This is a genomic window from Anabaena lutea FACHB-196, assembly GCF_014698305.1.
GTDB classification, from domain to species: Bacteria; Cyanobacteriota; Cyanobacteriia; order Cyanobacteriales; family Nostocaceae; genus Anabaena; species Anabaena lutea.
This window is the reverse complement of record NZ_JACJST010000016.1, coordinates 46,497-66,203: the sequence shown is the minus strand read 5'-3', so window position 1 is coordinate 66,203 and position 19,707 is coordinate 46,497. Positions and strand designations below refer to the sequence as shown.

Below are 19,707 nucleotides of genomic sequence, written 5' to 3'. Positions count from 1 at the left end.
CTCTGCGCCTCTGCGTGAGAAATCTTATCTATACAAAACCTTATTATCCTCACTCGCTTCCAAATGCGGATACTTACGAACAGGTTGCAAACGCTGACGAATTTTACCAATGATGATATAGAGAATTGGTACAATAAACAAACTCAGAAAAGTAGCAACAAACATTCCTCCAAACACAGCAGTACCTAGAGATTGACGACTTGCTGCACCTGCACCTGTTGCAGTTGCGAGGGGAAAAATACCCAGTAAAGTTGAAAAAGCAGTCATCAAAATGGGACGTAAACGACCTTGTGCTGCTTCAACCGCTGCTTTCGTAATTGATAAACCTTGTTGTTCTTGTAATTGATTAGCAAATTCCACAATTAGAATTGCGTTTTTACTTGCTAAACCAATTAACATCACTAACCCAACTTGGCAAAATACATCATTACTTAAACCCCGTAATGATTGTGATGCTAAAGCTCCCATAATAGCTAGAGGAACTGAAAGCAGAATAATCACAGGATCAACATAGTTTTCATATTGAGCAGCTAACACTAAAAAGACGAAAACTAAGCCTAAACCAAAAATGATTGGTGCTTGTCCACCAGATTCTTTTTCCTCAGCAGCAATACCTGACCATTCATATCCCATACTCGTCGGTAAAATCTTCTTAGCTAGTCGTTCCATAGCTAAAGTTGCTTGTCCAGAACTATAACCGGGAGCAGGAGAACCGTTAATTTCAACAGAGCGGAATAAGTTGTAGTGATTAATAGTTTGCGCTCCAGTTGTCGGAGTTAACTTCACTAAACTATTCAAAGGAATCATCTGATTAGTTGCAGAACGCACATTTAATAATCCGATATCATCAGGATTGGAGCGAAACTGAGCATCAGCTTGGATATATACCCGATATGTGCGAGAAAGGAAATTAAAATCATTGACATATTGTGAACCCAAATAAGTCTGTAGGGTTTTAAAGATATCGTCAATGGAAACTTGCAGAGATTTCGCTTTATTGCGGTCAACTTCAATTGAAATTTGGGGTGTATTGGCTTTAAAAGTGCTAAATACAGCTTGCAGTCCTGGGGTTTTATTACCCTCCATCATGAACTGACCAACCGTTTGCAGCATAGAATTTAAGCTGTTAGTGCCGGCTATATCTTGTAACTGAAACTGGAAACCACTAAAACTACCTAAACCGCGAATTGCGGGAGGATTAACAGGAAAAACGTTGGCTTCGGTAATTGCTGAAAATGTTTGTCTTAATTGACCAATAAGAGCTTGTACTGACTGATTTGGTTGGGTGCGTTCGTCCCAGGATTTGAGAGTAGAGAAAATTACGCCACTGTTAGCAGTGTTCCCACTAAAACTAAAGCCACCAATGGCAAAAGTACCTGTAACTTCTGGCAATTTCAGGATTTCGGCTTCTACCTCACTCATGACTTTACTGGTGTATTGGAGTGAAGAACCTTCAGGCCCCTGAATAATGGTGATGAAATAACCTTGGTCTTCATCAGGGAGAAATGATGTTGGTACGGTCATGTAAAGCCAAGCCGTGAAACCCAATAAACCGATGAATATAAGTGCTACTATCCCTTTGATTTTTGTCAAAAACCTTAAAGATCGCTCATATCCCCGGCGCATGGCTTCTAAAAACCAGTTAATTCGACTAAATACCCAGCCTAAAACACCTCTAGGTGCGGGTCTTGGCCGTAACAACAAAGCTGAAAGAGAAGGGGTAAGGGTCAGAGCTAAAAATGTAGAAATAGCGATAGAAAAGGCAATTGTCAGGGCAAATTGTTTGTAAATTTGTCCAGTTGAACCAGGGAAAAAGGCTACAGGTACAAACACCGCCATTAGTACCAAAGAAGTCGCAATTACAGCCCCTGTTAATTGGGACATAGCTAAAGAAGCGGCCTTGCGGGGTGGTATTCCTTCTTCTTGAATTAAGCGGGAGATATCTTCAACTACGATAATCGCGTCATCAACTACCATTCCCGTTGCTAGGGTTAAACCAAACATTGTTAAAGTGTTGACGGAAAAGTCAAAGGCTTTAACGAACGCAAAAGTCCCAATTAAAGCCAGGGGAATAGTGATAACGGGAATTAAAGTAATGCGCCAATCTTGTAAGAAAATAAAGATGACAAGAACAACCAGAGCGATCGCTTCTAAAAGAGTTTTTACCACTTCTGCCAGAGACTCTTCTATAATCGTAGTGGTATCAAAGGCCACTTCATATTTCATCCCTGGAGGAAAGCTTTGAGACAATCGCGCCATTTCCTTTTTGACTGCATTAGCAACGTTCAAGGCATTACTTCCCGGTGTCGGAAATATCCCCATCCCTACACCTTCATTACCCTTAAAACGGAGAAATGAGCTATAGTTTTGAGCGCCAAGTTCTGCCCTACCCACATCTTTCAACTTAATCAAACTACCGTCAGCAGCAGTTTTAATGACTACATTGTCAAATTCCTCAGCTTCTGTTAGCCTACTCACTGCCCTTAAGTCAATTTGATACATTTGACCATCGGCGGCGGGTTGCTGTCCAATTTGCCCCACACCTACCTGTAAGTTTTGTTCGTTGAGGGCATTAATGACATCATCAGTAGTTAAATTCCGACTAGCGAGTTTATTCGGGTCAAGCCATAAACGCATTGCATAGCGGCGTTCACCAAAAATCCGCGCCTCACTTACACCTTTAATCCGTTTGAGGGCATCTGCTAAATATAAATCCGCATAATTACTTAAAAAGACATTATCTAGTTCTTTTTTATCACTGTACAAACCGATCCCTAACAGAATATTGTTAGACTGTTTGCTCACAGTCACTCCGTTTTGCTTCACAGCATCTGGTAATTGCGGTTCAGCCGCAGTCACGCGGTTCTGCACATCAACCGCTGCAATATCCTTATCCTGCGAGGAATCAAATGTCACAGTAATTGTGCTACTACCATCATTACTACTGCTCGAAGTCATATATTTAATGCCTTCGACACCGTTAATCTGACGCTCTAAAATCGTCGTGACGTTACTTTCAACAATTTCCGCAGTAGCACCAATATAATTAGAACTGACAATAATCTGCGTTGGACTAATCTCTGGATACTGTGCGGTGGGCAATGTCGGAATACTAATTGCACCAACCAGCAAAATGATAATAGCGCAGACACTGGTAAATACAGGTCGCTTAATAAAGAAATCAACAAACATAAATTGGTAATTGGTAATTGGTAATTGGTGATTCTTCTTATTCCCTCTTAACTGTCACCTGTCACCTGTCACCTAATTTTCAGGAATTATTGGTAGTCCGTCTCTGAGGTTTTGTATTCCTGAAACTATCAGTTTTTCATCTGCTTTTAATCCTTCAATCACTTGGTAATCATTACCTTTGATATTGCCTAACTTCACCTGTTTTTGTTTGGCTATTAATTGGGAAACACCGTTAGGAGATTTTTGGGTTTCGGCTACAAATACAAAGGTTTCCGCAGCTATTCGAGATACTGCTATGGACGGAATCAGAACTCCAGAACGCTGATTCCAAATCACTTTAGCCCGAATCATTTGATCTGCTCGCAGCTGTCCTTCAGAATTGTCGTAAAGAGCTTTAACTAATATTGATTGAGAATTATTGGTGATGTTGGGTGAAATAAAGAATACACTACTATTACCTATGGTTTGACCTTGGGCGTTAATTAATTCCACCGGTAGCCCTTGACGCAATTGCGTACCTTTTTCTAGTGGGACAGGAATTTTTACTTCTAAAGGTCGGTTTTGTGTGATAGTAGCTAGTGGTGTGGAAGTATTGACAAAATCGCCTACTTTCACAGGAATATCGCCGACAGTACCAGTAAAGGGAGCAGTAATTTTGTAATATTGAAGTTCTACTTGTTGTTGTCTAATATTGGCATCAGCTTGTTCTAAAGACTTTTCAGCTTGGGATATGGTAGCTAGTTGTGCTTGAATTCGGGAATCTATTGCCCCAAGTTGGGCTTTAGCCGTAGCCAGCCTGTTAGCATATAAATCTTTAGTTTGACGAGATACCGCTCCTTGATCAGCTAATGCCGCATAGCGATTATATTCCAATTGGTTTAAGCGTACATCTGCAACATTTGCTAACCGTTCAGCTTGCAAAGATTTGAGAGTAGCACGAGCATTTTCTAGTTGGGCTTGAGAACCCTGACCAGCAGCAGATAAACTACTAACTGCGGCTTGTTGTTGTCTGGAATCTATTTGTAAAATTGGCGTACCAGAGGAAACTGGATCTCCTGATTTGACGAATATTTGAGCAACTTGACCTTGAATTCTGGGTTGGAGACTGACTGAACGTCTAGATTCCAAACTGGCTATATATTCTGTACTCTCTTCGACTGTACCTGTTTGCACTGCCGATAGTTTAACTCTTACCGCTGGAGGTAAAGCATTAGCCGCTGCTGGACTTGGTTTTTCAGGAGTTAGCAACTTCCACGCTATAGCCGTTCCACCCCCAAGTATTAATACTAGAGCTAATAATAAACGTAGCCACCGGCTTGATTTTGGGGGTGGCTCTGGTGGCTGGGGAATTTCTTGAAAATCAGTTTGAGGTTCAGGAGATGTCATAGGTTATGGAGAATCGAAAGAACAAGTAATTAAAACTCCACCAGGATTCTGGCCATTGATATTAAAATTACTTATTTGGTATGATGCACTGGTAAAAACTATGTGTTATGTCATTTCAATATACAGTATTTATAATTCTTTACAATCTACCGAAAGGTGAATTATTAACCCAAGTTGCTAGTCATCTAGTTTAGGCTGGTAATGGGTAATGAGCAATGGGTAAAATTCCTGATTAAACTATGTTTTCTTCTTGTCATCTTTTCCCTAACTAGCAACTTACGTTAATAGTGATTGGTAACTAGTGATTGGGAACTATAGAAGTAAGTATTTTTCATTGAGTCCAGGCAGCAAGCAGCAGGTAGGAGGGCTGAAAAGATAATGCAATAATTCCAAATGGTATTAGAGTCAATTTCAGACCCTGAATAGGCAAAAAACAAGACTATGAGTAGTGATCTCATTACTGTCCATAAAAATACTTATAACTCTCTACAACAGGAACTAGTAGAACTACGTCAGCTAGTAGATCGTTTAAGTCAGGCTCAGTTATCAACCTCTCAGAGGTATAACCAAGAACATATGGGTGTATTTATAGAATATACACCCGCTGCGATCGCTATCTTTGACCGTCAAATGCGTTATGTATTGGCAAGTCGTCGTTGGCGACAAGATTACAACTTGGAAGATGAGGAAATTATCGGCCGCTGTCATTATGAAGTTTTCCCAGAAATTTCTCCCTCGTGCCGAGAAATTCACCAACGTTGTTTAGGCGGTGCAATTGAGCAATGTGAAGAACAGCTTTTTAAACAAGCCGATGGCACAATTGAATGGGTGAAATGGGAAATTCATCCTTGGTATCAAAATTCTACTGAAATTGGTGGAATTATCATGTTTACTGAGGTAATCACCACTCGCAAACAAGCAGAAATAGCCTTAGCTGAAAGCGAAAGACGCTTAAGAGATATTGCCACTAATCTCCCTGGTGCAATTTTCCAATTCACCAACCGCAATGGTGTTTGGAAAGTAGACTATATGAGCGACTTCATCTGGGAACTGGCAGGAATTACAGCCAGTGAAATAATGCAAGATTTAAATAACTTTTTGGTTCTTGTCCATCCAGAAGATTTTAATAGTTATATTAGCTCTGTCGTTGAAGCCATAGAAAATTCTATCCCTTGGCACTATGAAGGAAGACTAATAAAACCTAATGGTGAAATAATTTGGTGGCAAGGAGACTCCACACCAACAGAAAATGAACAAGGAGAGATTATTTTTTGTGGAGTACTTTTAGATATCACTGATCGTAAGCAGACAGAAGAATCACTCAAAAAGCTCAATGAAGATTTAGAAACTAAAATTCAAGAAGGTACAGCCGAATTAAAAGAAAAAGAAGAATTTTTGCGTAGTATTTATGAGGGCATTCAGCAAATTGTATTTGTAGTTGAGGTTGTGGATGGTTGTGATTTTTATTATGGAGGCTGGAATTATTCAGGAGAAGAATTAACAGGTATAAGTCAAGCAGATGTTATTGGCAAAACTCCAGAATATGTACTTGGAGAAATACCAGGTTTAGCAGCACGTCAACGCTATCAAACTTGTGTAGATTCTGGTAAAAGCATGAGCTATGAAGAATTTGTCCCTATTCAAAATGAGCCTCATTGGTGGCTAACCACACTCAATCCTTTGAAAAGCAGCGATGGTAAAATTTATCGTCTAGTGGGGACAACGATGAAGATTACAGAGCGTAAACAAGCTGAAGAAGCACTTCAAGAAAGTCAGCATTTTATCCAACGCATTGCGGATTCTTCTCCCAATCTTCTCTATATTATTGATTTAGAAGAAAAACGCAACGTTTACGCAAATAAAGATATACTTGATTCTCTTGGCTACTCTAATCAAGAAATTAAACAGCAAGAATCTAATTTGATTTATAAAATTACTCATCCAGAAGATTTAGAAAAAATTACAGCACATTTGCAACGCTTTAGCGATGTTCAAGATGGAGAAATTTTAGAAATTGAATATCGGGTGAGACAAGCAAATGGTGAATGGTGCTGGTTTTATAGTCGAGATACTATCTTCAATCGTAACAGTAATGGTCAAGTTAAACAAATCTTAGGAGTAGCAACAGATATCACAGAACTTAAAAATGGAGAAATAATTTTACAACAGCAAGCTAAAAACCTAGAAAATACCTTAAGGGATCTCAAGCAGGCACAAATCCAACTCATTCATAGTGAGAAAATGTCCTCACTGGGTAATATGGTTGCGGGGATTGCTCATGAAATTAACAATCCAGTTAACTTTATTCATGGCAATATTTTCCCAGCTAGTGAATACATTCATGAATTTTTAAGTCTCATCCAATTATATCAAAAATACTTTCCTGAACCACCAGCAGAAATTCAAGAAAAAATTGCCGATATTGAACTAGATTTTCTCAAAACAGATTTAATAAAAATTCTTAATTCTATGAGTTTAGGAACTGAGAGAATTCGAGAAATTGTGCTTTCATTGCGGAATTTTTCTCGCTTAGATGAAGCAGAAATTAAAACAGTAAATATTCATGAAGGTCTTGATAGCACCTTGATGATTTTACACCATCGTTTGAAGCCCAAGCCAAATCATGCCGAAATTCATATAATTAAAAAATACGGAGATTTGCCACTAATTCAATGTTATCCTGGTCAATTAAATCAGGTATTTATGAACATTTTAAGTAACGCTATTGATGCTTTAGAAGAGGCAGTTTTATATAATAAAACCAAAGAAATTCATGTTATTACCGAAATGATTAATAATGAGAGATTAGCTATTCGGATTATTGATAATGGAGTGGGAATTTCTGAAGAAATTATTTCCAAATTATTCGACCCATTTTTTACGACCAAAGATGTAGGAAAAGGTACAGGTTTAGGACTTTCCATTAGTTACCAAATCATAGTAGATAAACATCATGGCAACTTATCTTGTCATTCTACTCTGGGAGAAGGAACTGAATTTATCATTGAAATTCCTACTACTCAGCTACCAGTACAGAAGAATGTTGATTTTTAGGCTTAACTGAACTGTATTACGTTATAGATTAATTAATGTATCTAAAAAACCGGACTCGTTCTGGCTTAGTATCAATAGCGAAGGTTTACAGATGTTGAATTCATCAGAAACTCCTATAATTGCGGCAGTAGTGCTGGTCGCTTTCGGCATTTTGGGTTGGGGCTTTTATCGCGCCAGACCTTTTGGTAAACTGGGAATCTTAGCCTGGTTACAGTCGGTCGTATTAATGGCTCCTTGGCTGCTGTTCTTTGGCTTGTTTGCGGCAGGGATTTACATCAATATAGCGGGTATATTGTTATTGCTCCTGGCTTCCACTGCAATCTACATCTTCTTAGGTAGACAGTTACGCAACGCTGGGCAAGATGCCATTCTCAAGCAACGGGCAACGGAAAGACTGACTGCTAATGCTTCACAGGAAGCCAATTCGCCATCAAATGCCAACAGTCAAGTACTAGTTGCAGAACTAAAACTGGACGCAATGACAATACCCGAAGAAGATTTGAGTACCATTAAGGGTATTTTCGGGATTGACACATTTTTTGCTACAGAAACTATCCCCTATCAAGAAGGAGCAATTTTCAAAGGCAATTTGCGGGGAGAACCGGAAGAAGTTCACAACCGGCTGACGAAAAGTCTGCAAGAACGTTTAGGTGATAAATATCGCCTGTTCTTAGTGGAAAATACAGACGATAAACCCGTGATGATTGTTCTCCCTAGCCGCACAGATCCACGTCCGATGCAGCTACCACAGAAAGTCTTTGCGGTGATTCTTTTGGTAGCAACTCTTGCCACCAATTTTGAAGCGGCAGGATTGTTGCTGAATTTTGATTTATTCTCCAACCCATCACGGTTTCCCGAAGCTTTACCTATCGGTTTGGGGATATTTACGATTTTGATAGCTCATGAAATCGGTCATTGGTTACTGGCGCGACGACACCAAGTCCGCCTCAGCTTACCCTTTTTCCTCCCGGCTGTGCAAATCGGCTCTTTTGGGGCAATTACCCGGTTTGAGTCTTTATTACCTAATCGCAAGGCGTTATTTGATATTGCTTTGGCTGGGCCTGCCTTTGGTGGTATCGTTTCTTTGGTAATGCTGGTGACAGGTTTGCTGCTTTCCCACCCCGGTAGTTTATTTCAATTACCAAATCAGTTTTTCCAAGGTTCGATTTTAGTGGGGAGTTTAGCGCGGGTTGTACTGGGTGCAGCTGTCAAAGCACCCTTAGTTAATGTCCATCCCCTAGTTATTATTGGTTGGTTGGGGTTGGTGATTACGGCATTAAATTTAATGCCAGCTGGACAATTAGATGGTGGGCGGATTGTCCAGGCTATTTATGGACGCAAAACCGCAGGCAGAGCGACATTTGCGACTTTAATTTTGCTGGGTTTGGTGTCTCTTGGTAATCCTTTGGCTATGTATTGGGCGATTGTGATTTTGTTCTTACAACGAGATTTAGAACGCCCCAGCTTGAATGAAGTAACTGAACCAGATGACGCTAGAGCCGCTTTAGGTCTTTTGGCGCTGTTTTTGATGATTAGTACCCTCTTACCCCTAACTCCGGCTTTGGCTGGGCGTTTGGGAATAGGTTAAGGAGGCAGGGAGGTGGGGAGGTGGGGGAGGAATATTTAGGTGATTTCTGCCTTCTGTACCCAGTACCCAGTACCCAATCACCAATCACCAATCACCAATCACCAATGTCCTATGGTTTCCAGCCTGCGAGTAAATTAGGATAGGCTGTGGGTTTGGGGAAGATTTTTCCAAAACCGGCTTGACGTTGTTCCGCTTTTTCTTGGCTGATGTTCCAGAGAGTTTCATAGAAGAAGAAGGAAACTCCGGCAAAATTGCGATCGCGCACTTTCTGTACTTGTGTCTGAATCTGTGACATGGGTACAGAACGATTTTTCAACCCACTCAAAATGCCAATACTTACAGGAATATGTTTTTTTGCTGCTTTCACTTCTGGGTATTCTAATTCGCTGATAAACACATTTAAGTCATTGCGGTATATCTGCAAAACCAAGTCTTCAACTATTCCCATGCGTTCCCATTTCTGCCAGTCTGCTAAAAAGTATTCGTAGGAAAACCGCTGAGGATTAGGTGCAACAGAAACTATACAGTCTTTTTTATTAGCTTTGATAGCTGTGAATACCTGCTTCATGAAGTTGGTGATTTTGTTCGCTCTCCACCGCACCCATTCTGGATCTTTTGGGTTTTTGGAGGGCGCTTTACCACGATGTTCTTTTTTGTAAAGTGCTACTGTGTAGGCATCATAGCCTAATTCTGATGGTAAGCCGAAGTGGTCATCAAATTGAATCCCGTCAATATCGTAGTTTTTAACGATTTCGACAATTAAATCTTGGATAAATTGTTGTACATCGGGGCGAAAAGGATTGAGCCAAACGCGATCGTGTGTACCTTCTTTGATAATTTTACTGCCATTGCTGCGGCTGGTCAGCCATTGGGGGCGATTTTTGGCTAAAAGGGAATCAGCAGGAGCCATAAAGCCAAATTCAAACCAGGGAATGACCGTTAAACCTTGTTTATGTCCCTCAGTGACAATCTCTTGGAGCATATCGCGTCCTTGTAATCCTGGTGTGGGATCTAGAGATTTACCAATGACTTGAGCCGCAACTTTGCTAGGATAGAGTGTATATCCCCAATTCCAAACAGCCGGATAAACAGTATTGAAGTTAAGATCATCTAAAGTTTGCAAAGACTTTTTCAAGCGATCGCTTGAAAATAAAACATCGCTATCAATATTGGTTAACCACACCCCCCTTAACTCTGATGTTGTCCCTTGGGGAGAAGCGATTTGAGCTTTTAAAGGTAACGATAGTATCACCACAGTCATCATACTCAGGACAACTATAGCCGCAAACAAACCTGACTTAATCCGTTGATACATATTCCCTGGAAGCAATTTTTGGCTCATTTCTGGCTCATTTCTGGCTGATTAAATCCTTTTCAATTTTAAGCTGCTGTGATGCTTCCCACACTATATTTTACGGAAACTCCGTAGAGTAAGGTAAATAATTCAAGGTTAGGACTTACGCAAAATATCTCTCAAACCATATTTCCTCCGTGTCCTCTGCGCCTTTGTGGTATGCCTCCGGCTTTCCGTAAGGGATACGATATTCCGTGACTGAAGGTTTTTAGTTAGGGCTACCCTGCGGGAACGCTTCACAAACAGCCCTCACCACGAGCGAATTTCCGAATTTGTGGCCTTGCTTAACATAGTCTAATTTCTTTTTGCTTACTTACGGGAGCCTAGGGGGCTATTTAGATTTTAGATTTTAGATTTTTTTTTCCTAAGTAGTAGATGCAAGAGATTGAAAGCCTGGATTTCGAGGCTAGTTTCCCCGACCTCTTTCCCCTTAAGAGTTGAGAGTTTCCGGCTGGGCAAATTTCTATCACTTCTAGACGGAGATTTATGCCTATAAGTTTCCCTTTCATTTAATCTCTTCCAAAAGAGATATTTTTACGTTCACAGCCCCTATTGACTCGGCAATCGTGGCTTGATGGAGTACCATAGTTCCACATCCGCACAGTAAAAAAATTTGCAAAATTTTTTCCGGATATGCAAAAAATTTTGCGTTTATTGTTACACGTAATTATGTCAGCACTATGAATATTAAACTCGATAAGCACACTCCAGACAATCTGGCATCTTTATTTGTCCTTCTCATGGAAGAAGGTATAACCCCAAATCAGATGATGGCGGGTATTGTTCGTCTTGCGTCGGATACCAGAGAGCTAGAAGGAACAATTGTATCAGTAGATTGTCTTCAATTCTTGCTGGACGCAATGCCAGTAGATAACAGTGCTGTAGGAGTGACAGAATATATCTCATCCCTAGCAGCAGAAGGCGTTAGTACCTTAATGTTGTTGGATGCCTTGGGTTTTGCTTGCTATGTTCGTGGTTTGTTCGATTCTGCCAGCATTATCCGCTTGACTTATCAGAGATTGCAAGCCGACAAAATCATCTCACAAATGTTGCGCGATTAATCGTTAATGACTAACCACTGCTATTCAAAAATTTTTCAGCAAAACCAAAAAAGGCCAAGATCAATGACCATGGACATAATTCAGCTTTTTTCTCAATCCTTGGAGGTGTCCATTGGATGAACTGCTTAAACAGTTGTATGTTGACTATGGGATTTTTAGCCAGTTGTAGTGAAGCGGCGACAAAGCGCTATTTATTGGACTGCTGCAACATATAGGGGTGTTGTACAGTACTCCATCAACAACTGGCGAGTGGGTAAGAGTTCTAAGGGTTGGCGCCAATCCGTCCCTGGGAACAATCTTAAAGGCCCCGTTCTCTTTCTTGATATTTCCATTAAAACGGCAACAGAAAAATTTTGTCTGCCAAATTGCCAAAACTTCGGAGTATTAGTTTACGGTTGATATGATTGCATAGGTGGGGTGCTAAGGAGCGCCCCAATTTTTATTTAAGAACTGGACTTTAGACTAAAAGCACAAAATGACTCAGGGAAGCTGAGTTTAAAAAAAAGCAAAGTAAAAAATTTTAAAAATTATAAATCAAGCAGGTTTTGGCTGGACTTTACGTGAACATTAAGTACGCTTTTTGACGATAGGATAGCGAATTCTACGTTGTCTCTTCTGTCCTGGTTTCCAGCCTGGAGATTTACCTGCTACATAAAACCTAGACAAAACTAGACTTTACTTTCTACTTCAACGGGAGCATGGGAAAAGTGAGTTGAGGGTCATGACGATGATGAATTTATCTCCTAAAGCTGTACGATTTTTGGTAGAGGCATTGGAATTTCGGATTGCGGCATATCAAATTCAACTGGATGAACAGGACTTGTCAGAAGATGAGGCTTCAGAGATAACAAATGACATGATGTTTTTGGAATCGTTACTGCAAGAGTTGAAGAAAATGCGGGATATTCCTGTCTCACAGGTTTTCTAGATTAGATTTAGTAATTACGAATTTATCCCTAGCGGAACCGTAGGCTCTATTATGAATTATTCTGTGGGGGAATTTGGGCAAAAATTGCAGATTGTAATATTTCGGGAATCTGTTTCCAAACTACAGTTCCTTTAGCACTTTTGATATGAGGAACCTGGCGACTGTACAAGTAGTTCTGCACTCTGGGAAATCTGCTCAATTTCACTCAGTTGAAGAATCTTTCTGTTTGATTTCTCTGACTTTGCATTTCCCAGAGAACTTGCAACTTGAGACGGAAAATGTCGGTGCTTCCTGTTAATAGAAGCTAATACTGGAGATTTACTGTTGACAGACTCCTGAACTCTAACTTCAAGGGTGTCCTTGAATGTAGATTTTCCGAATGTCGCAGTAGAAGATTCACCTTTTCTTGTAAGTGATTGTAAGTATCGACTCGCAGTTCGTGCTGTAGGGTTTGCGCTAAATTGCGCCAAATTTTGTCGGCTGCATATTGACTGAGGGATTCTAAACCCCAGACTGCGATTGCACTGCCTCCCAGTGCCCCAAGCGACTGGGCGACTATCTCTCTACAGACACCTGGGGATGGAGTTTCCCGTCGCTTTCAATGAATCCCAGACTGTACGCGCCACAAACTAGTATAGATACCATCCATCGCCAGTAATTCTTCATGCTTACCCTGCTCGACAATTTGACCGTCATCCATCACATATATGCAGTCGGCATTGCGAATTGTCGAAAGACGGTGAGCGATCGCAATTGTTGTCCGATCCACGGTAATCTTATCTAAAGAACGTTGGATTGCTGCTTCAGTTTCATTATCCACCGCAGATGTGGCCTCATCCAAAATCAAAATCGGCGGATTTTTTAAAACTGCTCTAGCTATAGCTATCCGTTGGCGTTGTCCACCAGATAACTTTTGTCCTCGCTCCCCAACTATTGTGTCATAACCTTGGGGTAGTTGCGTAATAAAATCGTGTGCCTCAGCTATTTTTGCTGCATTAATAATTGCTTTATCTGTAGCTTCAAAAGTACCGTAGGCAATATTTTCTGCCACCGTACCATGAAATAAAAATACATCTTGACTAACTAAACCAATACTGCAACGCAAATCGGATAAATTTAACTGTTGAATATCAATTCCATCACTGGTAATTGAGCCATGAGAAACATCATAAAATCGCAACAATAGTTTTACGGCTCTTGCGTCTGTTTTATGGAGGTTGAAGATTGATTATCACAAAACCCTTACGGGGCAAGGATTATAAACTATAATGCCCATATTTTGAATGAAATGCCCACACAATAAGGCTTTCAATGATTTTGAACTGAGTTCTCCATAAAAAGTACCGAAGAACCAGTTTTACTAAGGTGCTTTTACCCGAACCTGTAGAACCAACAACCGCAATAGTTTTTCCAGCAGGAATGTGTAAGGATAAATCCTTAATTATTGTTGCACTATTTCGATAAGCAAAAGTAACATTTTTAAACTCAACTTCCCCCTGTACTTGTTCAACAACTAAAGAAATATCTCCCGTAGTAATTTCTATGGGAGTATCTAACAAATCCATAACCCGCTTCGTGGAAGCCATCGCCCGTTGATATCTGTCAAAAGTTTCTCCTAAAAATACCAATGGCCACAATAATCTTTGGACTAAAACTAGTAAAACACTGTAATTACCGATAGATATTTTACCAGAATATGCTGCCATACCTCCCAGAAACAATATTAATGTGAGCGATCGCGTGTAGTTTGACTAGGGTACTGTTCCCAGAACCCGTTGCACCGACAATCAAGCAGCATACAAATTTGAAGAAGACACGGACGGGGACACGGGGATAATCTCACCGCGTCTTCCCCTCACCGCGTCTCCCACTCTGGAGCGTCCTCTTCGGTCAGTCCTAATGATAAGTATTCAACTGGACAGGATATCTCTTGTCTCCTTTGGGTAAAATGGTTTTCTGCTGGCAATTTTGTAGTCCAAAGGAAACTGGGGAATTATGGCGCGTCTAGCCCTGCTGAGTGTATCTAACAAAACTGGTATAATTGACTTAGCCCGTAGCTTGGTTGAAGAATTTGGCTTTGATATCATCAGCAGTGGCGGAACAGCCAAAACGCTGAAGGATGCCGGAATTCCAGTAACAAAGGTTTCTGACTATACAGGTTCACCGGAAATTTTAGGTGGTCGTGTCAAAACTCTACATCCCCGCATTCACGGCGGTATTTTAGCACGGCGAGATGTGGCGGAAGATGTGACTGATTTGGAAAATAATCAAATTCGTCCCATTGATTTAGTTGTCGTCAATCTTTATCCTTTTGAACAAACGATCGCTAAACCGGGTGTAACATTAGCTGAGGCGGTTGAGCAAATTGATATCGGTGGCCCAGCTATGTTAAGGGCTTCATCGAAAAACTTTGCTCACTTGACGGTATTATGTGACCCTGCTCAATATGACCAGTATTTGCAAGAATTACGCCAAAATGGGGAAGCTTCTTTAGAGTTTCGCCAAAAATGTGCGTTAAAGGGATTTTTGCATACTTCTAGTTATGATAATGCCATTGCTGCCTATCTGGCTGGCACGCAAACAGAGGAATACACTCTTTCGGGAACACAAATCCAACCCTTACGCTACGGTGAAAACCCACACCAACCCGCAGCTTGGTATCAAACGGGAACTACACCCACAGGTTGGGCAGCTGCAACTAAACTCCAAGGTAAGGAACTCAGCTACAATAATTTGGTAGATTTGGAAGCTGCACGGCGAATAATTACTGAATTTACGGAAAGTCCCGCAGCGACAATTATCAAACATACTAATCCCTGTGGTACTGCTGAGGCAGATACAATTTTTGCAGCTTATCAAAAAGCTTTTAATGCTGATTCTACTTCGGCTTTTGGTGGAATTGTGGCTTTAAACCGTCCTATTGATGGGGCGACAGCGACAGAATTAACGAAGACATTTTTAGAATGCGTAGTTGCGCCGGGGTGTGACGAGGAAGCGCAGGAAATTCTCACTAAGAAAGGTAACGTCAGAGTTTTGATTTTACCAGATTTGCAGAGTGGACTAAAAGAAACTGTGAAAGCGATCGCAGGTGGTTTCCTTGTTCAAACAGTTGATGATATCATTGCTGACCCCAGTAAATGGCAAGTTGTCAGCGAACGTCAACCCACATCTAGCGAATTGGCCGAATTACTATTTGCCTGGAAAGTTTGTAAACACGTCAAATCAAATGCTATCGTCATCAGTAGCGATCGCACTACCTTGGGAGTAGGCGCTGGACAAATGAACCGTGTCGGTTCCACAAAAATTGCTTTAGAACAAGCAGGAGTTAAAGCCCAAGGTGCATTTCTCGCTAGTGATGGATTCTTCCCTTTTGATGATACCGTCAAAGCCGCTGCCGCTGCGGGAATTACTGCCATTGTCCAACCTGGAGGAAGTTTACGTGATAAAGATTCCATTAAAGCTGCTAACGAACTAGGTTTAGTGATGGTTTTGACTGGTGTTCGTCACTTTTTACACTAATTTTATCGAAAAGACACGGTGAGGGGAGGAAGAGACGCGGGGACACGGGGACACGGGGACGCGGGGAAGAAGAGATGAGGGGAGAGGAAGAGACGCGAAGAACCGTTCAGATTGAGTTAAACCTTACCTGAAAGATAAGCGCCTGAATTACTGAATTAGAGATATCAGTCGAGGTCTTATATCAACTCACTTAAATTTAACCCACAAATGAATCTTCTCCTCTCCACCTCACCGTGTCTTCCCCTCTCCGCGTCCCCGCGTCCCCCCTCACCGCGTCTTCCCATCCCCCTCCCCGCTTTTTGGAACTATGACAGACTGGTGCAGTTGTGAAAGTGGCACTTAAGATACTTATTCTTTAATTCAAAAGTGATAATTTGACCCTTGTGTGAGGAGTAAGTTGAAACGAAAAACGCTTGGGGTGGAAACACGGCAACACTCCCAGGCGTTTTTTATTTTCCCCTTAAACGACATATTAAAATTACTAATATAAAGATTTTGATTAAAGTACTTGCGCTTTTATTTAACTAGTGATATATTCTATTTGTGTGAGGAGCAATGTTGAATATAAAAAGCGCTTGGGGTGGAAACACGGTAACACTCCCAGGCGCTTTTTATTTTGGCTAATAAATTCAATTCATCAAATTAGATTGTGCAGAAATTGCTTTCCACTCAGTTTCAGAAAGTGGTTGTAATTCTATTTGCATATGAAAACAATCACAGGCGGCGATAATTAAAGCGTCTATAATTGTTTCTCTGTTGAGATTTTGTGGAAGTTGGACTGGGGTAAAAGACTCTTGAGCAAATACTTGACCAAATAAATCTGTATCAGGATTTAAGCGAATGGAACCATGTTGTAAAATTGCTTCACCTCGTCGGAGTTGGGCGCTACCAATGAGTTTAGAACCATTTGCTAAAACTAAATCTGCACCAGTCGCAGTGCCAAAACAGTTAGGGTTGTGGATATAACCGCGCCCAGCTTGACCATAGTTTAAGTCTACGCCAAGCGATCGCCATCCTTGAATCAAAAACTCACAAATTTTGGCATAAGCTTGAAGACGACTGCCCATGATTCCAGATGTCACCACAGCATAGGTTAAATCGCCTTGGTGCAGCACTGCCCTTCCACCACTAGGACGGCGTACCAAGTCGAGTTTTTCACCTTGCCAGATTAAATTTTGCCAAGATTCAGGATATTGTTTTTGATGATAGCCCAGGGAAATGGCGGGTGGCGACCAAGTATAAAACCGCAGAGTTGGAGGATGCTTTCCTGACTGGTGCTGTTCTAGTAACCAGTAATCAATTGCCATTTGCACATTACCCGCAGTTTCTAGTAAGGGAATTAGTCGCCAAACCTGCTTATTTTGCAATGCTGTAGATTCCAATCTAAAATCCCAAATCCAAAATCTAAATTTGCCTAAGCTGCACCAAACTCAGCTGCTAATTCTTCATCATTATTATCAGCTATGGTAGCAACGATGGTAATTATGCGGGAAACTTCGCTAGGTGATAACTCTGCTAAAGTGCGTGACGAGATGACAACTATCTGATTTTCAATAATGCCAAAACGAGCTTCAAAGGTACTTGTGCAATTCAACTCTAACAGATGGCGCATTAATTTGGGTTCATCTTTGGCGGGTAACTTCAACACCGCAGACCACACTGTGATAGTATCTTCATCACTTGAACCTGTGAGTTGTACAAATACTTCGACGCTGCCATATTTAAATTTCCACAGATAAGCACCGTTTTCACTGTGGCTAACCATTGCACTGTTATCTTGTTCGAGAGTGCTAATGACGCTTTCAATTACTTCGACATGGTTGAGATTAGTACTTTCAGCAATGAGTTCATCAACAGATTGATCAGAAGTTAAGGTTTCTTGGTAAGTTGCCATACAGACTTATTCCTCAATATAGTTACTGCTTTAATCTACATCTACTTTATCGTTTGTAGGCAAGGTTAGTTTTAGTCACTATCCCCTATTCCCTATATCTAATCTAATTCTCGTCGTCCTTCCATTGCTCTAGCCAGAGTCACCTCATCAGCATATTCTAAATCACCACCCACAGGTAAACCAAAAGCAATACGTGTGACTTTAGTAAATGGTTTTAGTAGTTGTCCTATATATAATGTGGTTGTTTCCCCTTCTATACTGGGACTAATGGCCATAATCACTTCTTTGGGCTGTTGCTGACTGACGCGCCTTACTAAAGATTGGACTGTCAATTGTTCTGGGCCAATACCGTCCATTGGGGAAATTACCCCACCTAAAACATGATATTTACCTTTATACTCGCGGGTTTTTTCCAGTGCAATGACATCACGGGAATCTGCAACTACACAGATAGTTGTCTTATCGCGGTTGGGGTTGCGGCAGATTTCACATACAGGTTCAGCCGAGAGGTGATAGCAAACTTGACACAAGCCTATTTGTTTTTTTGCATCAATGAGGGCTTGTGCTAAGGCTTCGACTTCTGCTTCTGGGCGCTTTAAAATATGCAAGGCTAGACGCTGGGCGGATTTGGGACCGACTCCTGGTAGGCGTTGCAGTTGTTCAATTAACCGGGCTAAAGGGCGTGCGTAAACCGTAGTTTTGTCTCCTAGATGTTTTCACCTTTACTATGATGACATTTTTGGGAGGGTTTGGAGTATTTGTGGTGCGATCGCACTGACAATAAGTACCCAAGCAAAATTAATTGTACATATTGATTGAAAACAAGAATGTCTGTATTCCTTACCTGTTCCCTGTTCCCTCTCCTAACTATAAAATTGATTTTGCACGACTACTTAATATTGATAATTATTCAATTTCTTCACATCTAACTAACAACCGTTCCATGTCCTCAGCTAAGGAAATCAAATCTTTCCAAGAGGAACCACTGACTAAACTTTGAGCGTGCGCTAAACGGTTTCGCAAGTGTTCAGCCGATTTGAGGAACCTTTCACCAAACCGCTTTGATTTCAGTTCTAGTTGCTGAAAAAGTTCTGGTTGATTCAATACCAATTCTCGTTTATCACAAAATTGCAGATAATCTAATAAATCTGTAGCTTCATTTCTTTCTTGACTCTCACGCCATAACTTTTGAGCAGCTTCTAAACGGTCAGGCTTGAGGACTTTTTGCCAAGAATCTTGAGGATAATAAAGCCTTACCAGTCGTAACAGATTCATTTCTAGCAGCGTCACCAAACCAAAAAGCAACATTCTCACTGGAGCTTTTTGCAAGTCACCACAAGTAATAATACCACTTACTTTATTACAGTCTAATACAAATAACCTTGGCGTTTGTTTCAGAATAGGAAACAACTTCATCAGTGGGGTGGAAATAGCGACTAGTTCTTGAGGATGAAACACCCGTTGATAGTCGCTGCATTTTCCAGATTGGCTTTTTAGTAATGTAGTCAGTTCTACATAACCGCTGATGGTATCTCCTGTTTTTACTCCCACTACATCAAAATCCTGTAACTGCATACAATCTAGTACTTCTGTTACATCTGCGTCAGCCGTTACAGCTTTTAATGGTTCGGCTACATATTCTATGGTGATACTGTTCTCAAATAAGCTTCGTAAATCTTGAGAACGGGATTTTAGCTGTTTCATCTGTCGTTAGGAATAAAACATCCGCAG

Annotated in this window: 13 protein-coding genes and 2 pseudogenes; 5 read left to right on the top strand and 10 right to left on the bottom strand. The window is 40.9% G+C overall.

Annotated features, from left to right (window positions below; translation table 11 throughout):
- Nucleotides 1–24: 24 nt before the first annotated feature.
- Together H6G59_RS17325 and H6G59_RS17320 are read right to left on the bottom strand one after the other, a co-directional pair.
- The gene (locus H6G59_RS17325; RefSeq protein WP_190716539.1) at nucleotides 25–3,192 is read right to left on the bottom strand and encodes an efflux RND transporter permease subunit; all 3,168 of its coding nucleotides are present in this window, start codon (nucleotides 3,190–3,192) and stop codon (nucleotides 25–27) included.
- A 72-nt stretch (nucleotides 3,193–3,264) separates the two neighbouring features.
- Complete coding sequence (locus H6G59_RS17320) at nucleotides 3,265–4,578, bottom strand: efflux RND transporter periplasmic adaptor subunit (RefSeq protein ID WP_190716537.1); 1,314 nt, start codon at nucleotides 4,576–4,578, stop codon at nucleotides 3,265–3,267.
- A 441-nt stretch (nucleotides 4,579–5,019) separates the two neighbouring features.
- On the opposite strand from H6G59_RS17320, the gene H6G59_RS17315 reads away from it, so the two are divergent.
- Together H6G59_RS17315 and H6G59_RS17310 are read left to right on the top strand one after the other, a co-directional pair.
- Complete coding sequence (locus tag H6G59_RS17315) at nucleotides 5,020–7,632, top strand: PAS domain S-box protein (protein ID WP_190716534.1); 2,613 nt, start codon at nucleotides 5,020–5,022, stop codon at nucleotides 7,630–7,632.
- 91 nt (nucleotides 7,633–7,723) lie between these two features.
- A complete protein-coding gene (locus H6G59_RS17310; RefSeq protein WP_190716533.1) occupies nucleotides 7,724–9,220 on the top strand; it encodes a site-2 protease family protein in 1,497 nt (498 codons plus the stop codon).
- Between the two features lie 109 nt (nucleotides 9,221–9,329).
- On the opposite strand, the gene H6G59_RS17305 is transcribed toward H6G59_RS17310, so the two are convergent.
- Nucleotides 9,330–10,562, bottom strand: a complete 1,233-nt coding sequence (locus H6G59_RS17305) for a glycoside hydrolase family 10-like protein (protein WP_190716530.1) — start codon at nucleotides 10,560–10,562, stop codon at nucleotides 9,330–9,332.
- A gap of 692 nt (nucleotides 10,563–11,254) precedes the next feature.
- On the opposite strand from H6G59_RS17305, the gene H6G59_RS17300 reads away from it, so the two are divergent.
- Both H6G59_RS17300 and H6G59_RS17295 read left to right on the top strand, forming a co-directional pair.
- Complete coding sequence (locus tag H6G59_RS17300) at nucleotides 11,255–11,635, top strand: hypothetical protein (RefSeq protein WP_190716528.1); 381 nt, start codon at nucleotides 11,255–11,257, stop codon at nucleotides 11,633–11,635.
- A 727-nt stretch (nucleotides 11,636–12,362) separates the two neighbouring features.
- Nucleotides 12,363–12,563 carry a hypothetical protein gene (locus H6G59_RS17295; RefSeq protein WP_242038906.1) on the top strand — a complete coding sequence of 67 codons (201 nt, stop codon included), beginning with the start codon at nucleotides 12,363–12,365 and terminating at the stop codon, nucleotides 12,561–12,563.
- Nucleotides 12,564–12,612: 49 nt separating this feature from the next.
- Here the strand turns inward: H6G59_RS17295 and H6G59_RS27635 are convergent, their stop codons facing one another.
- The 3 genes and pseudogenes from H6G59_RS27635 to H6G59_RS17285 form a co-directional block, all read right to left on the bottom strand.
- Nucleotides 12,613–12,744 carry a hypothetical protein gene (locus H6G59_RS27635; RefSeq protein WP_277924640.1) on the bottom strand — a complete coding sequence of 44 codons (132 nt, stop codon included), beginning with the start codon at nucleotides 12,742–12,744 and terminating at the stop codon, nucleotides 12,613–12,615.
- A gap of 417 nt (nucleotides 12,745–13,161) precedes the next feature.
- Nucleotides 13,162–13,755 (bottom strand): annotated as a pseudogene (locus H6G59_RS17290) (ABC transporter ATP-binding protein); the annotation flags it as partial.
- 163 nt (nucleotides 13,756–13,918) lie between these two features.
- Nucleotides 13,919–14,293, bottom strand: a pseudogene (locus H6G59_RS17285) (ATP-binding cassette domain-containing protein); the annotation flags it as partial.
- 265 nt (nucleotides 14,294–14,558) lie between these two features.
- On the opposite strand from H6G59_RS17285, the gene purH reads away from it, so the two are divergent.
- Nucleotides 14,559–16,082, top strand: a complete 1,524-nt coding sequence (gene purH, locus H6G59_RS17280; RefSeq protein WP_190716526.1) for a bifunctional phosphoribosylaminoimidazolecarboxamide formyltransferase/IMP cyclohydrolase — start codon at nucleotides 14,559–14,561, stop codon at nucleotides 16,080–16,082.
- A gap of 629 nt (nucleotides 16,083–16,711) precedes the next feature.
- On the opposite strand, the gene H6G59_RS17275 is transcribed toward purH, so the two are convergent.
- From H6G59_RS17275 to H6G59_RS17260, 4 genes are all read right to left on the bottom strand, one after another.
- The gene (locus H6G59_RS17275; protein WP_190716663.1) at nucleotides 16,712–17,449 is read right to left on the bottom strand and encodes a lipoate--protein ligase family protein; all 738 of its coding nucleotides are present in this window, start codon (nucleotides 17,447–17,449) and stop codon (nucleotides 16,712–16,714) included.
- A 47-nt stretch (nucleotides 17,450–17,496) separates the two neighbouring features.
- Complete coding sequence (locus H6G59_RS17270) at nucleotides 17,497–17,976, bottom strand: YbjN domain-containing protein (RefSeq protein WP_190716524.1); 480 nt, start codon at nucleotides 17,974–17,976, stop codon at nucleotides 17,497–17,499.
- Between the two features lie 98 nt (nucleotides 17,977–18,074).
- Nucleotides 18,075–18,632: a recombination mediator RecR gene (gene recR, locus H6G59_RS17265; protein ID WP_199320867.1), complete on the bottom strand. Its 558-nt coding sequence runs from the start codon at nucleotides 18,630–18,632 to the stop codon at nucleotides 18,075–18,077.
- Nucleotides 18,633–18,882: 250 nt separating this feature from the next.
- Nucleotides 18,883–19,680, bottom strand: a complete 798-nt coding sequence (locus H6G59_RS17260) for a CBS domain-containing protein (RefSeq protein WP_190716522.1) — start codon at nucleotides 19,678–19,680, stop codon at nucleotides 18,883–18,885.
- Between the last annotated feature and the right edge of the window lie 27 nt (nucleotides 19,681–19,707).

Bases quoted from the DNA above. Each gene is read 5' to 3' on its own strand.
- H6G59_RS17320 (WP_190716537.1), bottom strand. From the start codon at position 4,578: ATGACATCTCCTGAACCTCAAACTGATTTTCAAGAAATTCCCCAGCCA.
- H6G59_RS17270 (WP_190716524.1), bottom strand. From the start codon at position 17,976: ATGGCAACTTACCAAGAAACCTTAACTTCTGATCAATCTGTTGATGAA.
- purH (WP_190716526.1), top strand. From the start codon at position 14,559: ATGGCGCGTCTAGCCCTGCTGAGTGTATCTAACAAAACTGGTATAATT.
- H6G59_RS17325 (WP_190716539.1), bottom strand. From the start codon at position 3,192: ATGTTTGTTGATTTCTTTATTAAGCGACCTGTATTTACCAGTGTCTGC.
- H6G59_RS17260 (WP_190716522.1), bottom strand. From the start codon at position 19,680: ATGAAACAGCTAAAATCCCGTTCTCAAGATTTACGAAGCTTATTTGAG.
- H6G59_RS17300 (WP_190716528.1), top strand. From the start codon at position 11,255: ATGAATATTAAACTCGATAAGCACACTCCAGACAATCTGGCATCTTTA.
- H6G59_RS17305 (WP_190716530.1), bottom strand. From the start codon at position 10,562: ATGAGCCAAAAATTGCTTCCAGGGAATATGTATCAACGGATTAAGTCA.
- H6G59_RS17295 (WP_242038906.1), top strand. From the start codon at position 12,363: ATGATGAATTTATCTCCTAAAGCTGTACGATTTTTGGTAGAGGCATTG.
- H6G59_RS17310 (WP_190716533.1), top strand. From the start codon at position 7,724: ATGTTGAATTCATCAGAAACTCCTATAATTGCGGCAGTAGTGCTGGTC.
- H6G59_RS17315 (WP_190716534.1), top strand. From the start codon at position 5,020: ATGAGTAGTGATCTCATTACTGTCCATAAAAATACTTATAACTCTCTA.